We start from the raw sequence: 17908 nt of genomic DNA, 5'->3' as shown, positions 1-17908 counted from the left end.
GGCCCACCACATGTTCGCCACCGGCATCGACCCGCGGCTCCGACTCAGTTTCATGGCCGTCTCGCTGGCCATCGCGGTGCCGAGCGCCGTCAAGACGTTCAACTGGATCACGACGATGTGGAACGGGAACCTCCGCTTGACCGCGCCGATGCTGTTCATGATCGGGTTCGTGCAGAACTTCATCATCGGCGGCGTCACCGGCGTCTTCCTCGCCGCGATTCCCGTCGATCTGATACTCACCGACACCTACTACGTCGTCGGTCACTTCCACTTCCTCGTGATGGGGGCCATCGCCGTCGCCCTCTTTGGAGCGGTGTACTACTGGTTCCCCCTCATCACGGGACGGATGTACAACAAGTCGCTCGCTCACTGGCACTTCTGGCTGACGATGGTCGGTTCGAACGTGACGTTCTTCGCCATGTTGTTCCTCGGCTACGGCGGGATGCCGCGCCGGTACGCGACCTACCTTCCACAGTTCACGACGTGGAACGAGGTCGCAACCGTCGGGGCATTTATCCTCGCCATCGGTCAGGTCATCTTCGTCTGGAACATCGCCCAGTCATGGCTCGACGGGGCGAAAGTCACGACCGGCGACCCGTGGCAGTTGGAAGCCGAAGGGATGCTCTCGCCCGAATGGGTATGGTTCGAGAAGAAGCAGGAAACCGCCCTCGCGGCGGACGGTGGCGATGACGGCGGGCGAACCGATGGCGGATCGGACAGCACGGGTGGTGAGAACTGATGTCCTACTCACCGTTCGACCGTGAAACCCTCCTCGACATCGTGGTGAACATCGTTCCCCTCGTCATCCTCGGGTTTTTCTTCCTCCTCTTTTTCTTCAATACGCCGTACCCACGGAATCTACTCTACCAGTATCTGAGTCTCATCCTGGTAATCGTCCCGTTCGCCCTGCTCGCACTGCTAACGTGGGTCGCCGCCCGTTACGTCGGATAACGGCGACGTCACGCGGCGCTCGACCAGCGCGGTCACACCGGCCAAGAGCGCCCCACCTGCCATCGTGACCGCGAGGAGACCGAACGCCACCCCGAACCCGGTAGCGTCAGAAAGCACCCCAACGACCGCGGGGGCCAGCGCACCGACACCCATCAGGATAGTTCGGGCGATGCCGAGTCCGCCACCGGCCACGTCCTCGGGAATCGACGCCGCGAGGTACGCCCCCCTGATCGGGCGAAATCCGTGGCTACCGAGTCCGAGCGCGACGACGATAGTACCAAAGACGAGCGCGCTCGCGTTGCCGACCACCGACAGTGCCCCCAGTGCGCCCGCGGCGACGGCGAGGACGGCCATTGCCAACGGAAGCCGTCCGATCCGGTCCGAGAGGTCGCCGGTAAGGATCTGAACGAGACTCACGGCGAACAACATGCTGTAGACCAGCGACGCCGTCGAATCCGAGAGTCCGTGCGTGGTGAGATAGAGCGGGAGGAACGCGACGACGCCGTTGTACGCGAAGCTGAAGCAAACCGTTACGCCGACGAACAGCGTGAACCGGCGGCTTCGAAACAGCGCGAGGTAGCGCCGCGGTTCGAACGACCCCGTCGATTCCCCGCCATCGGTCGCGCTCGCCGCGGACGCCGAATCGGCGGCGTCCGCGGACTCCGTCCGGCGCGGAACGTACACGACGACGCCAGCCGCGAGCAGGAGTCCCATCGCCGCCCCGACGAGGAAGAGCGCGTGCCAGTTTCCCATCCCGGTGACGAACAGTACCGCCGTGGGTGCCGCCACGCCGCCGAAGGCACCGAGCGTGTCGAACAGGCCGAGCGCGCGGCCGGTTCGCTCCGAATAGACGCGCGAGAGCAACCGGATTGCGACGGTCTTGTGGACGCCCGTCCCGAGGCCGACGAGGAGCATTCCGACGATGAGGACGACGAGCGGGATGTGGAACCCGAGCACCAGCGCTCCGGCGGCCGCGAGCACGGCCCCGACGGCGATGACCTGGACGGCCCCGAACCGGTCCGCGAGGACGCCGCTGGGGAACTGCATGAGCGAGTAGCCCAACATCGTCGCGGTGAACACCCCGCCCAGAAACGCGTTAGAGACGCCGAACTCCGTCCGGAAGGTGGGAAACAGCGCTGGAAACGAAAAGCGGAGGAATTTCGCCAGAAACCAGATTCCGGCCGTCAACAACAGCGTGTCGTACTCCGACACGCTCGAAAGCCGATTCCACGCTCGGTTCGTCATTGTCGAGTGTCGTCACTCCAAGGAGAAAAAACGGATGAAAGCGGCGAGGGAAACGACCGTCAGTCGAGGTCTATCGACACGCGTTCGCCGCTCCGCGCTGACTCGTAGGCCGCTTCGGTGAGCGCAGTTACGGCGTACGCGTCCCGTGCGGTCGCGGGCGGCGTCGCTCCGCTCTCGATACAGTCGATGAAGACGGCCGCCTTCTCGTCGCTCAGCTTGTGGTCGATGTACGGGACGATGTCCGTGCTGTCGGCCCGGATTTCGGTCAACTTCCGGGGTTCCCACTGTCGACCTTCGAGGTAGACGGCACCGTCGTCGTCCCAGATGTGGATGTGCTCGCGGACGCACGGCGCGTCGCTGAACACCGAAATACTCGCCGAGGCACCGTTCTCGAACTCGACGGTGAGCTGTGCACACTCGTCCACCCGGTTCTCGTCGTCGGCGAAGGTCATGTTCGCCTGGACGGAGGTGGGCGCCAGGCCCGTCGTCCAGAGGACCGCGTCGACGAGGTGGCTTCCCGTATCGTAGAGGTTGCCGCCGCCCGAGAGGTCGGGGTCGGTTCGCCACGCATCCTCGAACCGGGAGATCCAGTTCTGCGTGATTTCCGCGGTGATGAAGTTCGGCGACAGATCGGTTTCGGCCCATCGATCGCGCGCCTTGACGAACGCCTCGTTCAGGTGCCGCTGGTAGCCGACCATCAGCACTTGATCCTCGGCCTCCTCGCTCCGCTGAACGACTTCACGGGCCTTCTCGCGGTCGGTCGTGAGCGGCTTGTCACAGAGGACGTGAAGCCCCTGGTCCAGCGCGTCCATGATCTGTTCGTAGTGGAAGACGTGCGGCGTCCCGATGAGCACCGCGTCCAATTCCTCCTCGTCGAGCATCGTCTCGTGGCTCCCGTAGCGCGCGCCTTGACCGACGTAGAGGGCGTTTCCGGCTTCCTCCCGCGCCGCCTCGCTCACGTCCGCGATGGCGACGACGGTCGAACGTGGGTCCTCCTCGAACGCACGGCCGACGGTCGTTCCGATGAATCCGCCGCCGATGACGCCGACGCGTACCTTCTCCGACTGTGGTGAATGTCCTGACATAAGTTACTCCGTTTTGAAGAAATCTGTACGACCCGTGGATAGGAAGGGTCATGACTTATCTTTCATGGCGGTTTGAGCGACAGATTTCTTGCCGGTGTTCACAGCCACGGTAGAAATTCGCGTCGAAACGGAATCCCATGTTCTCACACCGGCATCGGTCCGCTCGGTCCGGGACCCGACGGATACCAGCCGTCAGCCATCTCGAAGACGGCGACGCCGTCGTTCTCGAACACGAGATGATACTGCGGCGACGACTGCATCGTTGACAGCATCATCGACGGTTGGGTGTGTCGCATGCCGCGAATCGTGTACGCCCCCTTCGGCACGTAGATGTACTGTGGGTGAACGTCCATCCGCATCAGTTTGCTCGTCAGCGCCGCGGCGGTGTGGCTCCGGGATAACGTCCGGAAGTGATGTAACTGATAGCGATACTGCTGATGGCCCTTCCACTCGACGCCCCACGGCCCGACGGCGATGGTCCTGTGTGTCTGCTGTGGGAACCACTCCGCCGCGTCGCCGAGGACCACGAACTGCGCCGACGGGTCCGTGTTCGTGCTCGCCCACGACATCGCCTCCACGTCGTTGTTATCGACGAACCCCGGCAGCGACGGACTGCCAGCGTGGGCGTTCAGTCCGCCCGTCGCGTACAACATCCCGCCGCTGAGGCCGATGGTGGCGAGCAACACGACGGAGAAGGTGACGATTTCGTTCCGACCGACGGACGCCGATCTCCGGATCCAGCGAAGGATACCCTCGAAGATAAACCGGGCGCTGATGAGCGCCCCGATGAGGAAGACGAATCGAGCCTCGTCCATCGTCGCCATGATGACGACCAGCCACGCGGGGAGGAAGTACTCCTTCCGCCAGACGAGCCAGAGACACCCGACGACGGGGAGTAAGTGCCACGCCGAGAGGAACGGTGGCTCGTGTATCTGCTGCCTGAGGAGCGCGTACAACGCAGGAACCGCACCGCCGAGGCCGCCGTGGGTTCCGGCCGCGCCGCTGAAGACGGACGAACCGTGCATGGCGATGACCGACAACCACCACGGTGCCGTAAGGACGAGGCCGCCGAGACCGACGATCAAGCCGTACCCCATCCCGCGAAGCGACCTGTCGAACCGCACGTAGAGCAAGAGAAAACTGATGACGAAAAAGATGGTGTACATCGGGTGAGTGAGCACGGTGAGCGTGAATGCGATCAGTGCGGGCGCGAGCCATCGTTCATCCCCGTCACGAAAGAGGTGTAATCCGGCATATATTCCCACCAGTGAGAACAGCATCGCCGGGGCTCGAACGATACCACCGGACGAGATGTGCCACTGGAGCACCGGCGGGCTGACGGCGACGATGAGCGTCGCGAGCGACGCTTGCGGACGCGAACCGAACAGATCTCGCGCAAGGAAATAGAGCGGGATGAGGTAGGCGACCGAAATCAATCCGGGGAGAAATCGGGCAATGGTGAACGCATCCAGATGCGTCACGTTCTGGAGCAGAGCCACCACGTAGAACATGAACGGCGGGTACGCGAACGGGACGCCAGCAGGGGTGTAATTCGGAATCGTCTTCGGCAGAACGTAGCCGTTGGTCTGTATTTGCTCGGCGATGCGAAAGTACAATCCGGCACCGAACGACCCGTACGGATGTGTCCCGATGTAGAAATACAGCACACAGACACCGGCTAAAAGCGCGGGAATAAGCCATGGCAACTCGTAGCTCAACCCTCGCGATTCCTGCGTCGTTTTCGAATCCGTCTGATGGCTAGCCATAGTGTGTAGTGGGGAGCGACCGCTCCAAAGCGGAGGAGCGGCCGGGTTCTCGTTCGGAGAAAACTATCGCAGGATTCACTCTTTGTTATCCAGTGGCTATCCGTGAGATAGCAAGCAATACCTACGATGAAGGGAAGGTAGGTACGGGTTCCGTACTGGGTAACGCGCTGTTGTGCAGCGACCGATTTTCCGAACGAACGGCGAAAAAACAGTTCGCTCCGTCGCGGTCGTTTTTGGAACCGCTGAACCAGTTCACGTGAACGGTTTGAGCGGCCAAGGTCGCCCAAACGTCCTCTCCCAGCGGTCCAACACCCGTCTCACTCGTAGCGGAGCGCGTCGATGGGGTTCGTGTGGGACGCGTCCCACGCCGGATAGATTCCCGCGACGATGCCGACGAAGACGCCGACCACCACCGCGATGCCGAACCACTCCACCCGGAAGGTGAGCGGAAGCCCGATGAGTTGTGCGGCGACGTAGCCTCCCAGGTACCCGACGAGCGCACCCAACGCGGACCCGAACATGCCGAGGAGTATCGCCTCGAACAGGAACAACTGGAGGACGTCGGCGCTCTGTGCGCCGACGGCTTTCATGATCCCGATTTCGCGGGTCCGTTCGGTCACGCTCACCAGCATGATGTTCGCAATGCCGATGGCACCGACGATGAGTGAGATCAGGGCGATGCCGGAGATGTACGCCGTGAACGTGTCGCTAACCCGTTTGACCTGATTGACGAGTTCCTCCTGTGTCGTCACCTTGAACTTGTAGTTGTTCGATTTCAGCTGTTTCGCGTCCGAGTGCTCCCCGAGATACGTGTAGACGCGGCCCTGCACCGCATCCACACGGGCGGGGTCGTTCGCGAGCACGAGGATGCGGCCGTACACCCGCTGATTCTGCTTCGCCGCCGGACTGTACACCGTTCGCTGGTAGAAGGGATCGGTCGGTGCGAAGATCCGTGGCGTCGGACCGCTGTCGAGTCCAAGCGTGCTATCACCCGACGGTTTCACGATACCCGTCACCGTCGCGTTTATCTGCTCGCCGTTGGCCGCGCGGGTAACGGTGATCGAGTCCCCGACGGAGACGTTACCATCGCCGAACATCCGTGCGGCGGGTTTGTTCAGCACGACTTCGCGTTTCCCGTTCTGGAACGACCCGCCCGAGATGAACCGTTGGTTCTTCACGTCGAAGTACGGCGGCGACGTGACGACGACCCACTGACGGCCGACGGTCGACCCGTTGTACGCCACCGTTGAGGCGGCGACACCACTCTCCGGAACGGCGGCTTCCACGCCGTCGAGCGAGCGAATGCCGCCGACGTCGTGTTCGGTGAAGATCGTCTGTCCGCCAGTGCCCCCGAAGTTGGGGATGCCGTTCTGACTCGGCGACTGTGCCGAAACGTACATCGTCGCCGCGTTTCCGCCCGCGACGGTGTTGACGATATCCGCCTGTAAACTCGCACCGAGCGTGACGAACGTGATGACCGCCGCCACGCCGATGATGACGCCGAGCGTCGTCAGCGTCGAGCGGAGTTTGTGTTCGCGGATGTTCCGCCAGCTAATTCGAATGCTTTCGAGAACGTTCATCCGCCCGTGTCCGTTCTCGGCGTGTCAATTCGCGTGTCTCTCATTTTCTCGTACACCCGAAACCGTCTACGGCGTCATCCGACAAAAGTCTATGACGATAAATCCCGTCTTAACGGCCTGAAACACAAGATTATACCGGATTCGGGGTCGTGGCGTACCGACTTATTCTCCCCGTTCACCCATATCCGTTCATTCTGACCGTCAGCACGGGTATCTTCGAAAGCCGAACGACCTTCGCGGTGACGCTCCCGAGGAGATATCGGTCGAGTCCCTTGCGCCCGTGCGTTCCCATCACGATACAGTCGATGTCGTGTTCGTCGACGTAGTCGAGGATGATCTTGTACGGGGTTCCGTGCTCGATCGTCGTTTCCACGTCGATTCCCGCCTCGTTCGCCGCTGCTTCGACCTCCGCCACCGCTTCTGCACACTCCGTTTCGAGTTCGTCGTAAAGGTTGTCGGCACGAACGTCCGTCGGGACGATGGTCTTATCGACGACCGACAGGACGTGAATGCTCGCGCCGCACATGTCAGCGAGTTCGAGTGCTTGCTCGATGGCCCGCTCGGTGGACGGCGTTCCATCCGTGGGCAGTAAAATCCGTTCGTACATCCGGATAACACACGCCACCGAGACTCAAAGCTGTACTGGTGGGACTTGTTATGGGGCGAACATTTATGATTCCCAGTAACTGATTATCGTGGGACGAGAATCAGCCGTGTTCTAAAACCGATACTACACGAAGTTCGAAACAGGAGGTATCATGCTCGATCCGACGACCGCAAGCCGACTTCAATTCGCACTGACGACAATCGTACACATCATATTCCCCGTGATGAGCATGGGGCTCGCTCCGTTCCTCGTCTACTTCACGTGGAAGGAGGTACGGACGGGAAAAGCAATCTACGAACAACTTCGACGGTTTTGGGTACGAATATTCGCCGTCAGCTTCGTCGTTGGGACCGTCACCGGACTCGTTCTCGAGTTCGAGTTCGGGACCAACTTCGCGATGTTCGCCGCGGCGGCGGGCGACCTGTTCGGCGGGCCGTTGGCCGTCGAAGGGATGATGGCTTTCTTCCTCGAAGCGACGTTCCTCGGGATTTTCGTCTTCGGCCGGGAACGCGTTTCGGACCGTCTGTATCTGCTTTCCTCCATTCTGGTCGGACTCGGCACGTGGCTTTCGGCGGTGTGGATTCTGGTCGCCAACTCGTGGATGCAGACGCCACGCGGGTACTCGGTGGCGATGAAGAACGGACACCCAGTTATCACGCTCGTAGATCCGATCGCCGCGTACGCCAATCCGCGATTCCCGTGGATGTTCGTCCACATGCAGAACGCGGCTGTCCTCTCGGTCGCGCTGTTCATGGCCGGTGTCGCGGCGTACTACATCCGGAGCGGACGGGCCAACGACGAGCGATTCTGGCGTGCGACGCTCAAGATCGCGCTCGTCGCCATGCTGATCACCGCACCGTTGCAGGTCATTCACGGCGACGCGTACGCCCGCCACGTCGCGATCACGCAACCACAGAAGTTCGCCGCGATGGAGGCGGTGTGGGAAACCGCGTCGTACGTTCCGGAGTACATCGTCGCCTTCCCGACGTCGCTCAGCGACATCCTCAACCCACGGGCGAAGGACATCTTCGGCATCGGTATCCCCGGCGGGGCATCGTGGCTCGTGAGCGGCGGCAACTCACAGGCTCAAATCACGGGACTCAACCAGTTCCAAGGGTCGCCGCCGGTCGCCATCGTCTTCTGGTCGTTCCGCCTGATGGTCGGGTTGGGCTTCTGGTTCATCGCCCTCGCACTGTGGGGCGGGTTCCGCTGGCGGGCGGGCGAACTGTTCGAGGATAACCGCTTCCTCCGTGCACTCATCTGGTCGTCCCTGCTCGGATTCTTCGCGGTCGAGGTCGGGTGGATCGTCACCGAAGTCGGCCGTCAACCGTGGGTCGTGCAGGGCGTGATGAAGACGAGCGCTGGCGTCTCGTCCGGACTCACCGGCGGGGAAGCGACGCTGACGCTTCTCGGCTTCGTCGGCGCGTATTCGGCGCTGTTGGTCGTGTACGGATACGTCGTCCGCCGTATCATCCGGGGCGGGGCACCCGAGGTGCAACGGACACACCGCGAGACGCCCGGTCAGGAGGTGGCCGTGGATGATTGATCTCGCCAACCTCTGGTTCGCGCTCGTGTTCGTGCTCCTCGGGACGTTCCTGTTCCTCGACGGGTTCGACTTCGGCGTCGGCATGTTGTTCGCCACCCTCGACGACGAGGAGGAACGCGAGACGCTGCTGGCCGCCATCGGACCGGTTTGGGACGGTAACGAAGTGTGGCTCGTCGTGTTCGGCGGGGCGCTCTTCGCTGTCTTCCCGGCCGCGTACGCCGGACTGTTCAGCCGCTACTACCTCCTGATGTTCGCCATCCTCGCGGCACTCATCCTCCGGGGAATCGCACCGGAGTTGTACGAACAGCGCTCGGACGACCGCTGGCACCGATGGTGGGGACGGGCGTTCGTCGTCGGAAGTACGACGGCACCGTTCTTCCTCGGCATGTTCGCGGCCAACTGGGTGCTCGGTGCTTCGGGTATCGTCTCCATCGCCGCACTCGCCTTCGGACTGACGCTCGTCGCACTCACGCTCGTCGAGGGGTCCGCGTACCTCGGCCTGAAGACGCGGGGCGGGTTGCGCTCCGAGATGATGCGATACGGTCGACGTCTCTCGTTCGTGTACCTCGCGCTCGTCGTCGTGGTCATCGGCTATCTGGCTGTGACCCGCCCGGACCTGCGTGATGCGCTCGTATCGCCGATCTCGATCGTTAGCGTCGTCGTCTCCGTCCTGCTGGTCGGCGGGTTCGTCGTCGCCACGAGAGCGGAGCGGTTCAGGGCTGGATTCGTCGCCGCCGCCGGTCTCCCGTACGCGCTGGTCGCGTTCGTCGCCAACCTCCTGTATCCAGCCATCGACCCGGCCGCCGGGTTAACCGTGCAGGAAGGCGTCGTTTCGAGCCTGCCACTCACGATGCTGACCGTCGCTGCCGCGTTCATCCTGCCGATAGTGGTGGTGTATTTCGCCGTCGTCTACTCCGTCTTCCGCGGCCCCGCCGAGCCCTCGGAGACGTACTGAGACAGAGCCGGTTCGGTAGGGAGTACCGATTGCCGGTGCACCGATGGTCGGATTCGGAACGACGGCGCGCCGTCGTTCCGTCGTATCGTGTTCTATAATCACACACAAAAAACGAGTATAATTTGGTACCCTTTCAGGGGAACGTATTTGCGACTCAACGCGAGAGTGGCGAGTATGAACCTCGGATACGACGGAACGCGGGCGTACGTGATGGCGGCGAGCAGCGGATTGGGACGCGCGGTGGCCGAAGAACTCGTTCGGGAGGGCGCGAACGTCGTCGTCTCGTCCCGAGACGAGGAACGGCTCGAAACGGCCGCAGAAACGATTCGGGAGGCGACGGGTTGTGACGCAGACGCCATCGACTGGGTCGTCTGTGACCTCGCCGACGAGGACTCGGTTCGGAACGCGACCGAAACCGCCATCGAGCACTTGGGCGGGCTCGACGTGCTCGTGACGAACCACGGCGGGCCATCGACGGCACCGTTTTCCGAAACGTCCCTGTCGGCATTCGACGAGGCGTATCGCGGTATCCTCCGGAGTACGATACTCACCTGCGAGACGGCGCTTCCGGCGCTCCGCGACGGCGGCGGTGCGATCACCAACCTCGTCGCCGCCTCCGCGCTGGAACCGTCCGCGAACGGCGTCCTCGGGAACGTCTTCCGACCGGGAATCTACGGTCTCTCGAAGGTACTCGCCGAGGAGTTCGGCGCGGACGGCGTACGCGTGAATTGCGTCTCCCCACGTGGCGTCATGTCCGACCGGATCCAGTACAAAATCGCGCAACTGGCCGAGCGGGAGGGAATCAGCGAGGAGGAGGCGAAGGAGCGCCGCACGGACGAGTTGCCGCTGTCCGACCTCGGAACGCCGGAGTCGTTCGCCTGCGCCGTCGCGTACATCTCCTCGCCCGCCGCCGAGTACGTCAGCGGTGCGACGCTGCCCGTCGATGGCGGCTGGCACCGGCACGCGTTCTGAGTCGGTGGGAACGACGGACGGTACGACGGGGAGGAGAAACGGTAGCAGGCAAAACAGCCGAAGTTCGCTGACTCGGCTCCACACGACGATTCGGTTCGTCCACGGCATTCGGGAACGAGTGGCCGCGTGTTCGTATGTGACATCCTCCCACGCCTAAAGACGCGAGCCTCCCACATCCACCACTGGGCGGTTCGTTGGGACATTTACGGTTCGCACCCCGACGAGGTGCTGGCACTGCCACCGTACCGTTACTCCTATCTCGTCCGGAGATCGGACGGGATTCGGAGGTACCTGATTGTTTTGTGTCGGTCTGCGTGTCCGAGGGCTTACTTGTTTGATTTCGGCTTCCGCCGTGGCAAACACCGAGTCAACTGCCAGTTTTCGAACTGTCGGTGACCGAATGGTAGCACCCTTCGGTTCGACACCGATAGATACGTGGGAAGAGAACCTAAGACTTTCGAATAAGGCGTTTGAATAGATGAAGACGGCGATTCATCCACGCCCTCAAGCGCGTGGTATTCTCGCATGCAATTCTATAAAATTCGGGAATCGAGGATCGAATCGGGACACTCAGTCCGCCGCTATCGGTCGGCCCTTGGCCTGAAACGTCGTCAGCAGGACGTAGCCGATGGGGAGCATGAGGAGGCCGCCGAGGACGAACGGGAGCCAGTAGGCGACCGCCGCGTAGAGTGCACCCGCCACGATCGGGCCGACGGCGCGGGCGATACTGCCCGCGCTCTGGGTGAGGCCGAACGCACCGCCTTGCGTGTCCTCCGTCGCGCTCTTCGAGACGAGCGTGGTCAGCGAGACGTTCGCGAAGCCGTTGCCCGCCGCGAGGGGCATGAGGATGAACAGCAGGACGAACAGCCCACCGGAAATCGGCCCGATGGAGGGGAGATAGCTCCCGATGACGGGCGAGAATGGGAGCGACGAGAGCGTGACGAGTTCGAGACCGACGCCGACGAGCGCGAGCGTTCGCTCGCCGTAGCGTTTCGTGAGTCTGCCGACGAGACCACCTTGCACGATGGCGATGACGACGCCGACGTAGGCGAGAACGAAGCCGTTCATCTCCGGGCCGAAGCCGTACTGCTGGTCGGTGAACAGCACGAACATGCTCTCCATCGAGGAGAACGCCAGCGAGAGGAGGAAAAACGATGCGATGAGTCCAGCGAGTTCCGGGTTGGAGAACGCCCTTGCGAGACGTTTGAGACGTGATTCCCGGTCGTGTGATGGCGTTTCGTCGTCGGATTCCTCCTGCCGTTCGCGCGTCTCGGGGAGGACGACTGCGGCGACGACGAGGTTCACGCCGCAGATGACGGCGGCGACGAAGCTCGGGAGCGAGAACTGCGTTATCGGGACGAACGCGGGGAGGGACGTGCGGGCGAACGAAAGCACGGCGTCGCTGGAGAAGATACCGCCGAGCGCCGGGCCGAACACGAAACCGAGACCGAACGCCGCGCCGATGAGACCCAGTCCTTTCGCCCGGTCCTCCGGCGGGGTGATGTCCGCGACGTACGCCTGTGCGGTGGCGATGTTGCCGCCCATCACGCCCGCGAGGATTCGGGCGGCGAACAGAAAGAGGAGGCTGTCCGCGACGCCGAACAGCGTCCACGCGACGACGCTGCCGAACAGCGAGAGGAGGAGGATCGGTCGGCGGCCGCGCTCGTCGGAGAGACGGCCGAGCACGGGTGCGAAGAGGAACTGCATGAGGGAGTAGGACGCGAGCAGCAGGCCGACGACGAACTCATTCGCCCCGAAATGTTCCGCGTACAGCGGGATTATGGGGATCAGAATCCCGAATCCGAGCAGGTCGACGAAGACGATGGCGAACACCGTCGCCAGCGCCTTGTTGAAGCCCTCGTCCGACCCGTCGGGTGAATCGTCGCTCGAATCCTCGCTCGCCATCAGATCGCCCCCTCGAAAACCGTGTGTAGTATTCGTATCGTCACGTTGAGAAGCGCCATTGTCGGTGGTTGTTCCACACTCTTCAAATAGCTTCGGATAGAATCGGACGCTATATAATCCGATTTCGATTATGAAACCCGAAACAGACAGAGGTCGGGGGATACTCTCGCCCGCCGACCGAGCGTACTTGCTCGGCGAGGCGGCGATGGAACACGAGCAGTCCAAGCGCAACGCGGAGGCGCGGATTCGCCAGCGAATCACGGACGCGGTTCTCGACTTCCCGATACTCATCCACCACTTGAAGAAGAAGGACCGACGACAGGTGTTCGACCGAACGCTGGAGGACGACGGGTTCATGGACGGACTGACCGCCATGCTCTCGTTCGTCTACGTCGGGATGGAAGGGAGCGGGGCCGAGTTCTCCCACGCGCTGGAACCGGCCGTTCGAAAGGCGGAAGAAGCACACGCGGCCAAGATTCTCGGGCAGGCGGTGTCGGTGGACGTGCAGTTCGACGTCGAAACGACGGTACAAACCGCCGTGGACGACGTCACGGCGGCCATCGACGCGGGCAAACCCGTCACTCCCGCGGAGTTGTTTTCCGTCATGGTGGGAAGCGACGCTCTGGACGACGTGGACGAAGTCACCCTTCAGTTGAGCGAGGACGGAGAAGAGGGCGGCCTGCTGAAGGAAGACGAGTTCGTCGCGCACGTCGCGGAGTATCTCGATGCCGACTTGCGAATGCTACCGTACAACCGAGTCAAAGTCGTCGTCTGACTGCCGAAAAACGAGAGACGAAGACGAAGGGTTAGACTGCCTGTTCGGGCTGTTCTATCTCGTCGTACTTGTCCTCGAACTCCTGAATCAGCTGCCCCATCTTCGCGTACCACTCGTTCAACATCCGCTGCATGTTGTGGCACACTTCGCCGGGGTCGGTCGGTTTGTAGACGTGATAGTAGCCACCCTGGTCGTAGTTGACCTGTTCCTTTTGGATGAATCCGGACTGGAGCAGTCGTTGGATGGAACGGTAGGCAGTCGAGCGTTCGCGGTCGATGCGATCCGCGATGTCGTCGATGGTCAACGGGTCGTCGCTCCGTATCACGACTTGATAACACTGCTTGTCGAGTTCCTTGAGTCCGTGAATACACTCCAGCAGTCCTTCACACTCCATGTCTTGCTGGAGGTATTCGGCCATCGAGTTCGCCATTATCGAGTCGAAGTAGGTAATTCGCACGTATAAGGATTTTGCATGGTTCGTGCAAAACCACGTCCTGGAAACGTGCCATTCATTCAGCGGTCACCACCTTCTGCGATTTGCGGTTGCGCAGGGAGACGAGCGCGCTGTAGACGACCGCCGCGGCGACCAGCAGCGCGGATCCGAAGATGAGCACCAAGCTCACCTTGTCGAGGATTTGGATACCGAGCACATCCCCGATTCGGTTGCTCGCGACTGCGACGCTGCCCGCGAGGAGCATGGCCGCGAAGTACCCCTTGATCTCGTCCTCGTCGGTGAGACTCGTCGCGGCCGCGCCGATGCGCGCACCGAGAGCGCTTCCCGCCAACAGCGGCACGACGACGGCGAGTTCGACGGCCCCGTTCTGTGCGTAGGAGAACGCACCGAAACCGCCGGAGATGGTGATCTGGAGCACGTCGGTCCCGACGGCGACGACGGCAGGAACGCCGAGGACGTACACCATCGCGGGCATCAGGAGGAAACCGCCGCCGACACCGAGGAAACCGGACAGGATGCCGACGAACAGCGCGATGCCGAGCGTGAGCCAAATCGAGATCTCCACACCCCCGCTGATGGAAACCATCGGCGGAATCTGGAGCGCGTCGAAGCGGTACGGGAGCGACGAATCACCCCCGCCGCCACGCGCGTCACGGAGCGTGAAGAGACCGACTGCGGCCAACAGGAAGACGTAGGCGATTCCCACGACCGCATCGGCGATACCGGTCGCTTCGAGCCACAACACGACTTGCTCCCCGACCTTGATGCCAGTCGTCATGCCGACGATGAACATCAGTGCGAGTTTGTAATCGACCTGTCCGAGGTTCCGGTGGCGGAGCGCCGCGATGACCGACGTACCGAAGACGAACGCCAGTCCGCTTCCGACTGCGACTTTCGCCGGATAGCCGAACACCAACAGGGCAGGTGTGACGAGGAACGACCCTCCCATGCCGAAGAACCCGAACAGGATGCCAATGATCAGCCCGAAACCGATGAAGACGGCGATGATGAGCGGGTCCACGATTACTCACCCGTGAGCGCTTCGATCACGTTCGAACCGACCGACTGTACGACGACACCGTATCCTGCGTAGAGAACGACCGCCTCCCCGAGGACGAGGCCGACCGTTCCGGCCGCGTGGAATCCACCCAGTGCTTCGAACATCGTCATCGACCTCCGTTCCGTACTGACCGCGGTTGTGTATGTATCATACTTTTCTGCTCGCTACAGCCTACCCGCCGACGCCCCTTAATAGTTTTGTAAATATCATACAATACAATAACGGGAGAGCGAAACCGTCTCGCTAGCGTCTACCGGGGATTATCGGTTCAAGAACGCCGTTAGCGAGTCATTTTTTCTGTGTCTCATCGAACCTGTTTGGATCATCCAGCGCCATCGTCCATATGGCTGTGTTCACATTGAGCAACATTGTACGTTCCACATCCCGTAGTCGTCGTTTTAGTACTTCCCGACAAGAACGACGACACAAAAGGAGAACCACTATTCGAAGAACGGACGACGGCGGTTACTCGGATCAGTCAGTAGGGGACCGCGAGAAGGGAGCGTAGCTCAGTCCGCTTGTGACGGCGTCGAACGATCGCTCGCGCCGAGTTTCCGCCAGACGCCTTGTGCGTACGCGCCGAGGAACATCCCACCGATGGCGAAGAGGATGGGAAAGTTCCCGATCCCGAAGCTGGCGTAGGCGGCACCCGGACAGATGCCGGAGATGCCCCAACCCGCGCCGAAGATGACGCCACCGACGATAACGTTCCGGTCGAACGATTTCAGCCTGCGGACGTAGGCCTTTCCGGTGAGCGGTGCCCGTCCCAACAGCCGAGTCGCGACCGCGAACGTCGTCCCGGTGACGACCGCCGCACCGCCCATGACGAACAGGAGACCGAAGTCCTGGAACTGCAGGAAGTGCAGTACGACCTCGGGTTGGGCCATGTGACTGAAGCCCAGCCCGAACCCGAACAGTAGGCCGCCCGCGACGATGAGGAGGGAGAACAGCAACCCTCCCTGGTCCGGTTTCGCGCTCATGGTACCACCTGTAGAGCTTGCATCAGTTGTGCGACGCCGATGGCCACCACCATGAACGTCGCCACGTTGACGATGGAAGTGAACGACGCTGAGCCGACGCCACAGACGCCGTGGCCGGACGTACAGCCCTTGCCGAGTCGCGTGCCGATACCGACGAGGAATCCGCCACCGAGGAGTCGCCACCACTGCACGTCAGTCGTCCAGATGTCACCGTGGAAGGTGAACTGATAGATGGCCGCTCCGCCGACCATTCCGAGCGTGAACAACACACGCCAGTCACGGGAGGCGACGTATTTCGGTTTCTGGAAGCGTGGTACGTCGGAGACGTACGACAGCGTGGACTCCAGGAACGTACTCGCTCCGGCGATGATGCCGGTGCCGAGGTAGATGACGGCGACGCCGAGGCCGATGAAAACGCCACCGATGGCGTAGCGGCTCACGCCGTTCGGAAACAGTTCGTGGGGGAATAAGTCCATTAACGCAAATACTGGCAGTGGATGCATGGTTTTCTCCTACCGCGTTAGTCGTCCGTAAGCGAACCCTTACTCGCGGCACAGTTGTTCGGCCCGAGTTCGAGCGCGAACGCCTCTTCATCGTCTGTGTGCTGTTGACCCAAGTTCGTTCCGATGATGTCCTCGTAGTTCGACGGGCGCGGCGGCATGTCCGAGAGGATGAACTCCACGAACTCCTCGCGGTCCATCGAGAGGACGTCCATCGATGCTCGGAGGTCGCCGACGGTCGCGGTGTACGTTCCGTCGTCGGCACTCGTCGCCGCGTCGCTGAAGTGGGCGGGTGCGACGACCGTCCCGTCCGGGAGCGACAGGACCTTCTCCTGCAGCGTCTCGTGGAGCGTCCCTGCGGCCTCGGGAGCGCCGTCGTCACCCTCTTCGAGGTCGGGACGGGCCACGCTCTCGGTGAACAGCCCATCGCCCGTGAAGAGCACATCGCCCACGCGGTAGGACGTCATGCCTGTCGTGTGACCCGGCGTGTGGATGACCTCGATTTCCGTCTCTCCCAACGGAAGTTCCTCGCCGTCCTCGACCGCCAGATAGGACTCCTCGTAGTCGATGCCACGGTTCTCGGCGGGCGCAGGGACCGCGACCTCGGCATCGCTCACGTCTCCGACGGAACGCACGCCGCTGACGTGGTCGGCGTGGACGTGCGTGTCGATGGCGTAGCGGAGGTCCGCGCCGTATTCGTCGGCATCCGCCACGTATTCGTCCGCGAACGCTCGAAGCGGGTCGATGACGGCAGCCTCGTCGTCCGAAACCACGAGGTAGGACAGACAGCCACTCGACGGCCGCTGATACTGGACGACCGTCGCGTCCGTGGTGTCGTTCTCGATTTCCGTCCGTTCGAGGACGCGTGCCCATCCCTTCATCCCGTCTTCGAGGTGGTTCACGTCGTACTCCCGCTCGGCGAACAGTCCCGCGATATACTCGCTCGACCCGCCCTTCGCACAGAGGACGGTGACTTCCTCGTCCTCTGGAACGGGGTCGAAAAGCTCGTCGTCCGGATCGTCGGCGAGATATTCGAAGTAGGGAACGTTGATGGTTTCGACGTTCTCGTCATCGATATGCCACTTCTCGTACTCGTCCGTCGCCCGAACGTCGAGGATCGTGACGGCGTCTCCCGCGTCGATACGCTCGTACAGTTCGTCCGGCGTTACAGACGCCACTTCGGCGTCCGGGTCTGGAAACGCTGATTCGCTCATTGTGTATCCACAGCTATCGCCTACAGATACAAAAACGTTCGTATAGTATTCCGAATTTCCCGCAATACCGAATTTGTTGTAACTGATTAACCGCGTGTAGGAGCGCACAATGTATAATAACTTATTCTCGGTAGTGGGTGGTCTCTACAATAATCAACACACTTTTAACGTCCTAACCGATATTGTCCGATACGTCCAATACACGAACCATGAGTACGAAATTCGATATCACGGAGACGCTCGACGTAATGGGAATGAACTGCCCGATGCCGGTCGTGAAGACCAAGCAGGCGACCGATTCGCTTTCGGAAGG

19 protein-coding genes are annotated in these 17908 nt (G+C 61.8%); 7 read left to right on the top strand and 12 right to left on the bottom strand.

Features of this window, described 5'->3' with window-relative positions; translation table 11 throughout:
- Positions 1–739, top strand: a 739-nt coding sequence (locus tag WBV42_RS04520; protein WP_423984972.1) for a cbb3-type cytochrome c oxidase subunit I, incomplete at its 5' end; no start/stop codon positions are given.
- Positions 739–951: a DUF6684 family protein gene (locus tag WBV42_RS04515; RefSeq protein WP_253227706.1), complete on the top strand. Its 213-nt coding sequence runs from the start codon at positions 739–741 to the stop codon at positions 949–951. The genes WBV42_RS04520 and WBV42_RS04515, both read left to right, overlap by 1 nt.
- On the opposite strand, the gene WBV42_RS04510 is transcribed toward WBV42_RS04515, so the two are convergent.
- The 5 genes from WBV42_RS04510 to WBV42_RS04490 all read right to left on the bottom strand — a co-directional run bounded on the left by WBV42_RS04510 (position 919) and on the right by WBV42_RS04490 (position 7234).
- Entirely contained in the window at positions 919–2196 is a 1278-nt protein-coding gene (locus tag WBV42_RS04510; RefSeq protein WP_423984971.1) for an MFS transporter, read from the bottom strand. The genes WBV42_RS04515 and WBV42_RS04510 overlap by 33 nt on opposite strands.
- A 59-nt stretch (positions 2197–2255) precedes the next feature.
- Positions 2256–3281: a Gfo/Idh/MocA family protein gene (locus WBV42_RS04505; RefSeq protein ID WP_423984970.1), complete on the bottom strand. Its 1026-nt coding sequence runs from the start codon at positions 3279–3281 to the stop codon at positions 2256–2258.
- A 143-nt stretch (positions 3282–3424) separates the two neighbouring features.
- Positions 3425–4948: an ArnT family glycosyltransferase gene (locus WBV42_RS04500; protein ID WP_423984969.1), complete on the bottom strand. Its 1524-nt coding sequence runs from the start codon at positions 4946–4948 to the stop codon at positions 3425–3427.
- Between the two features lie 416 nt (positions 4949–5364).
- Positions 5365–6627: an ABC transporter permease gene (locus WBV42_RS04495; protein ID WP_423984968.1), complete on the bottom strand. Its 1263-nt coding sequence runs from the start codon at positions 6625–6627 to the stop codon at positions 5365–5367.
- Positions 6628–6802: 175 nt separating this feature from the next.
- Positions 6803–7234 (bottom strand): universal stress protein, encoded by a 432-nt coding sequence (locus tag WBV42_RS04490; protein WP_423984967.1) that lies wholly within the window; start codon positions 7232–7234, stop codon positions 6803–6805.
- 151 nt (positions 7235–7385) lie between these two features.
- Between WBV42_RS04490 and WBV42_RS04485 the strand changes: the two genes are divergently transcribed.
- From WBV42_RS04485 to WBV42_RS04475, 3 genes are all read left to right on the top strand, one after another.
- Positions 7386–8780, top strand: coding sequence for a cytochrome ubiquinol oxidase subunit I (locus WBV42_RS04485; RefSeq protein ID WP_423984966.1), 1395 nt, complete (start codon positions 7386–7388; stop codon positions 8778–8780).
- The gene (locus tag WBV42_RS04480) at positions 8773–9735 is read left to right on the top strand and encodes a cytochrome d ubiquinol oxidase subunit II (RefSeq protein WP_423984965.1); all 963 of its coding nucleotides are present in this window, start codon (positions 8773–8775) and stop codon (positions 9733–9735) included. The genes WBV42_RS04485 and WBV42_RS04480 overlap by 8 nt, the downstream gene beginning before the upstream one ends.
- A gap of 174 nt (positions 9736–9909) precedes the next feature.
- Positions 9910–10707 (top strand): SDR family oxidoreductase, encoded by a 798-nt coding sequence (locus WBV42_RS04475; protein ID WP_423984964.1) that lies wholly within the window; start codon positions 9910–9912, stop codon positions 10705–10707.
- A 570-nt stretch (positions 10708–11277) separates the two neighbouring features.
- Here the strand turns inward: WBV42_RS04475 and WBV42_RS04470 are convergent.
- Entirely contained in the window at positions 11278–12612 is a 1335-nt protein-coding gene (locus tag WBV42_RS04470) for an MFS transporter (RefSeq protein WP_423984963.1), read from the bottom strand.
- 130 nt (positions 12613–12742) lie between these two features.
- On the opposite strand from WBV42_RS04470, the gene WBV42_RS04465 reads away from it, so the two are divergent.
- Positions 12743–13387: a hypothetical protein gene (locus tag WBV42_RS04465; protein ID WP_423984962.1), complete on the top strand. Its 645-nt coding sequence runs from the start codon at positions 12743–12745 to the stop codon at positions 13385–13387.
- Positions 13388–13418: 31 nt separating this feature from the next.
- Here WBV42_RS04465 and WBV42_RS04460 read toward each other — a convergent pair whose 3' ends face one another.
- The 6 genes from WBV42_RS04460 to WBV42_RS04435 form a co-directional block, all read right to left on the bottom strand.
- The gene (locus tag WBV42_RS04460; RefSeq protein ID WP_066148912.1) at positions 13419–13817 is read right to left on the bottom strand and encodes a helix-turn-helix domain-containing protein; all 399 of its coding nucleotides are present in this window, start codon (positions 13815–13817) and stop codon (positions 13419–13421) included.
- Between the two features lie 79 nt (positions 13818–13896).
- Entirely contained in the window at positions 13897–14862 is a 966-nt protein-coding gene (locus WBV42_RS04455; protein ID WP_423984961.1) for a sulfite exporter TauE/SafE family protein, read from the bottom strand.
- A gap of 2 nt (positions 14863–14864) precedes the next feature.
- A complete protein-coding gene (locus WBV42_RS04450; protein WP_423984960.1) occupies positions 14865–15005 on the bottom strand; it encodes a DUF7512 family protein in 141 nt (46 codons plus the stop codon).
- A gap of 405 nt (positions 15006–15410) precedes the next feature.
- Positions 15411–15881: a DUF6691 family protein gene (locus WBV42_RS04445; protein ID WP_253227694.1), complete on the bottom strand. Its 471-nt coding sequence runs from the start codon at positions 15879–15881 to the stop codon at positions 15411–15413.
- Positions 15878–16357 carry a YeeE/YedE family protein gene (locus WBV42_RS04440; RefSeq protein WP_423984959.1) on the bottom strand — a complete coding sequence of 160 codons (480 nt, stop codon included), beginning with the start codon at positions 16355–16357 and terminating at the stop codon, positions 15878–15880. The genes WBV42_RS04445 and WBV42_RS04440 overlap by 4 nt, the downstream gene beginning before the upstream one ends.
- Positions 16358–16401: 44 nt before the next feature.
- Complete coding sequence (locus tag WBV42_RS04435; RefSeq protein WP_423984958.1) at positions 16402–17595, bottom strand: MBL fold metallo-hydrolase; 1194 nt, start codon at positions 17593–17595, stop codon at positions 16402–16404.
- A gap of 209 nt (positions 17596–17804) precedes the next feature.
- Between WBV42_RS04435 and WBV42_RS04430 the strand changes: the two genes are divergently transcribed.
- Positions 17805–17908: sulfurtransferase TusA family protein (locus WBV42_RS04430; RefSeq protein WP_423984973.1), on the top strand; the 104-nt coding region annotated here is incomplete at its 3' end.

Origin of the sequence: Haladaptatus sp., from assembly GCF_049589095.1 — an archaeon.
In the GTDB taxonomy this organism is placed as follows: Archaea; Halobacteriota; Halobacteria; order Halobacteriales; family Haladaptataceae; genus Haladaptatus.
This window is presented reverse-complemented; position numbering and strand designations above follow the sequence as displayed.

What these genes read in the sequence shown, in the direction of transcription:
- WBV42_RS04515 (WP_253227706.1), top strand. Translation starts at nt 739, where the DNA reads ATGTCCTACTCACCGTTCGACCGTGAAACCCTCCTCGACATCGTGGTG.
- WBV42_RS04510 (WP_423984971.1), bottom strand. Translation starts at nt 2,196, where the DNA reads ATGACGAACCGAGCGTGGAATCGGCTTTCGAGCGTGTCGGAGTACGAC.
- WBV42_RS04505 (WP_423984970.1), bottom strand. Translation starts at nt 3,281, where the DNA reads ATGTCAGGACATTCACCACAGTCGGAGAAGGTACGCGTCGGCGTCATC.
- WBV42_RS04495 (WP_423984968.1), bottom strand. Translation starts at nt 6,627, where the DNA reads ATGAACGTTCTCGAAAGCATTCGAATTAGCTGGCGGAACATCCGCGAA.
- WBV42_RS04490 (WP_423984967.1), bottom strand. Translation starts at nt 7,234, where the DNA reads ATGTACGAACGGATTTTACTGCCCACGGATGGAACGCCGTCCACCGAG.
- WBV42_RS04485 (WP_423984966.1), top strand. Translation starts at nt 7,386, where the DNA reads ATGCTCGATCCGACGACCGCAAGCCGACTTCAATTCGCACTGACGACA.
- WBV42_RS04480 (WP_423984965.1), top strand. Translation starts at nt 8,773, where the DNA reads ATGATTGATCTCGCCAACCTCTGGTTCGCGCTCGTGTTCGTGCTCCTC.
- WBV42_RS04475 (WP_423984964.1), top strand. Translation starts at nt 9,910, where the DNA reads ATGAACCTCGGATACGACGGAACGCGGGCGTACGTGATGGCGGCGAGC.
- WBV42_RS04470 (WP_423984963.1), bottom strand. Translation starts at nt 12,612, where the DNA reads ATGGCGAGCGAGGATTCGAGCGACGATTCACCCGACGGGTCGGACGAG.
- WBV42_RS04465 (WP_423984962.1), top strand. Translation starts at nt 12,743, where the DNA reads ATGAAACCCGAAACAGACAGAGGTCGGGGGATACTCTCGCCCGCCGAC.
- WBV42_RS04460 (WP_066148912.1), bottom strand. Translation starts at nt 13,817, where the DNA reads ATGGCGAACTCGATGGCCGAATACCTCCAGCAAGACATGGAGTGTGAA.
- WBV42_RS04450 (WP_423984960.1), bottom strand. Translation starts at nt 15,005, where the DNA reads ATGTTCGAAGCACTGGGTGGATTCCACGCGGCCGGAACGGTCGGCCTC.
- WBV42_RS04445 (WP_253227694.1), bottom strand. Translation starts at nt 15,881, where the DNA reads ATGAGCGCGAAACCGGACCAGGGAGGGTTGCTGTTCTCCCTCCTCATC.
- WBV42_RS04440 (WP_423984959.1), bottom strand. Translation starts at nt 16,357, where the DNA reads ATGGACTTATTCCCCCACGAACTGTTTCCGAACGGCGTGAGCCGCTAC.
- WBV42_RS04435 (WP_423984958.1), bottom strand. Translation starts at nt 17,595, where the DNA reads ATGAGCGAATCAGCGTTTCCAGACCCGGACGCCGAAGTGGCGTCTGTA.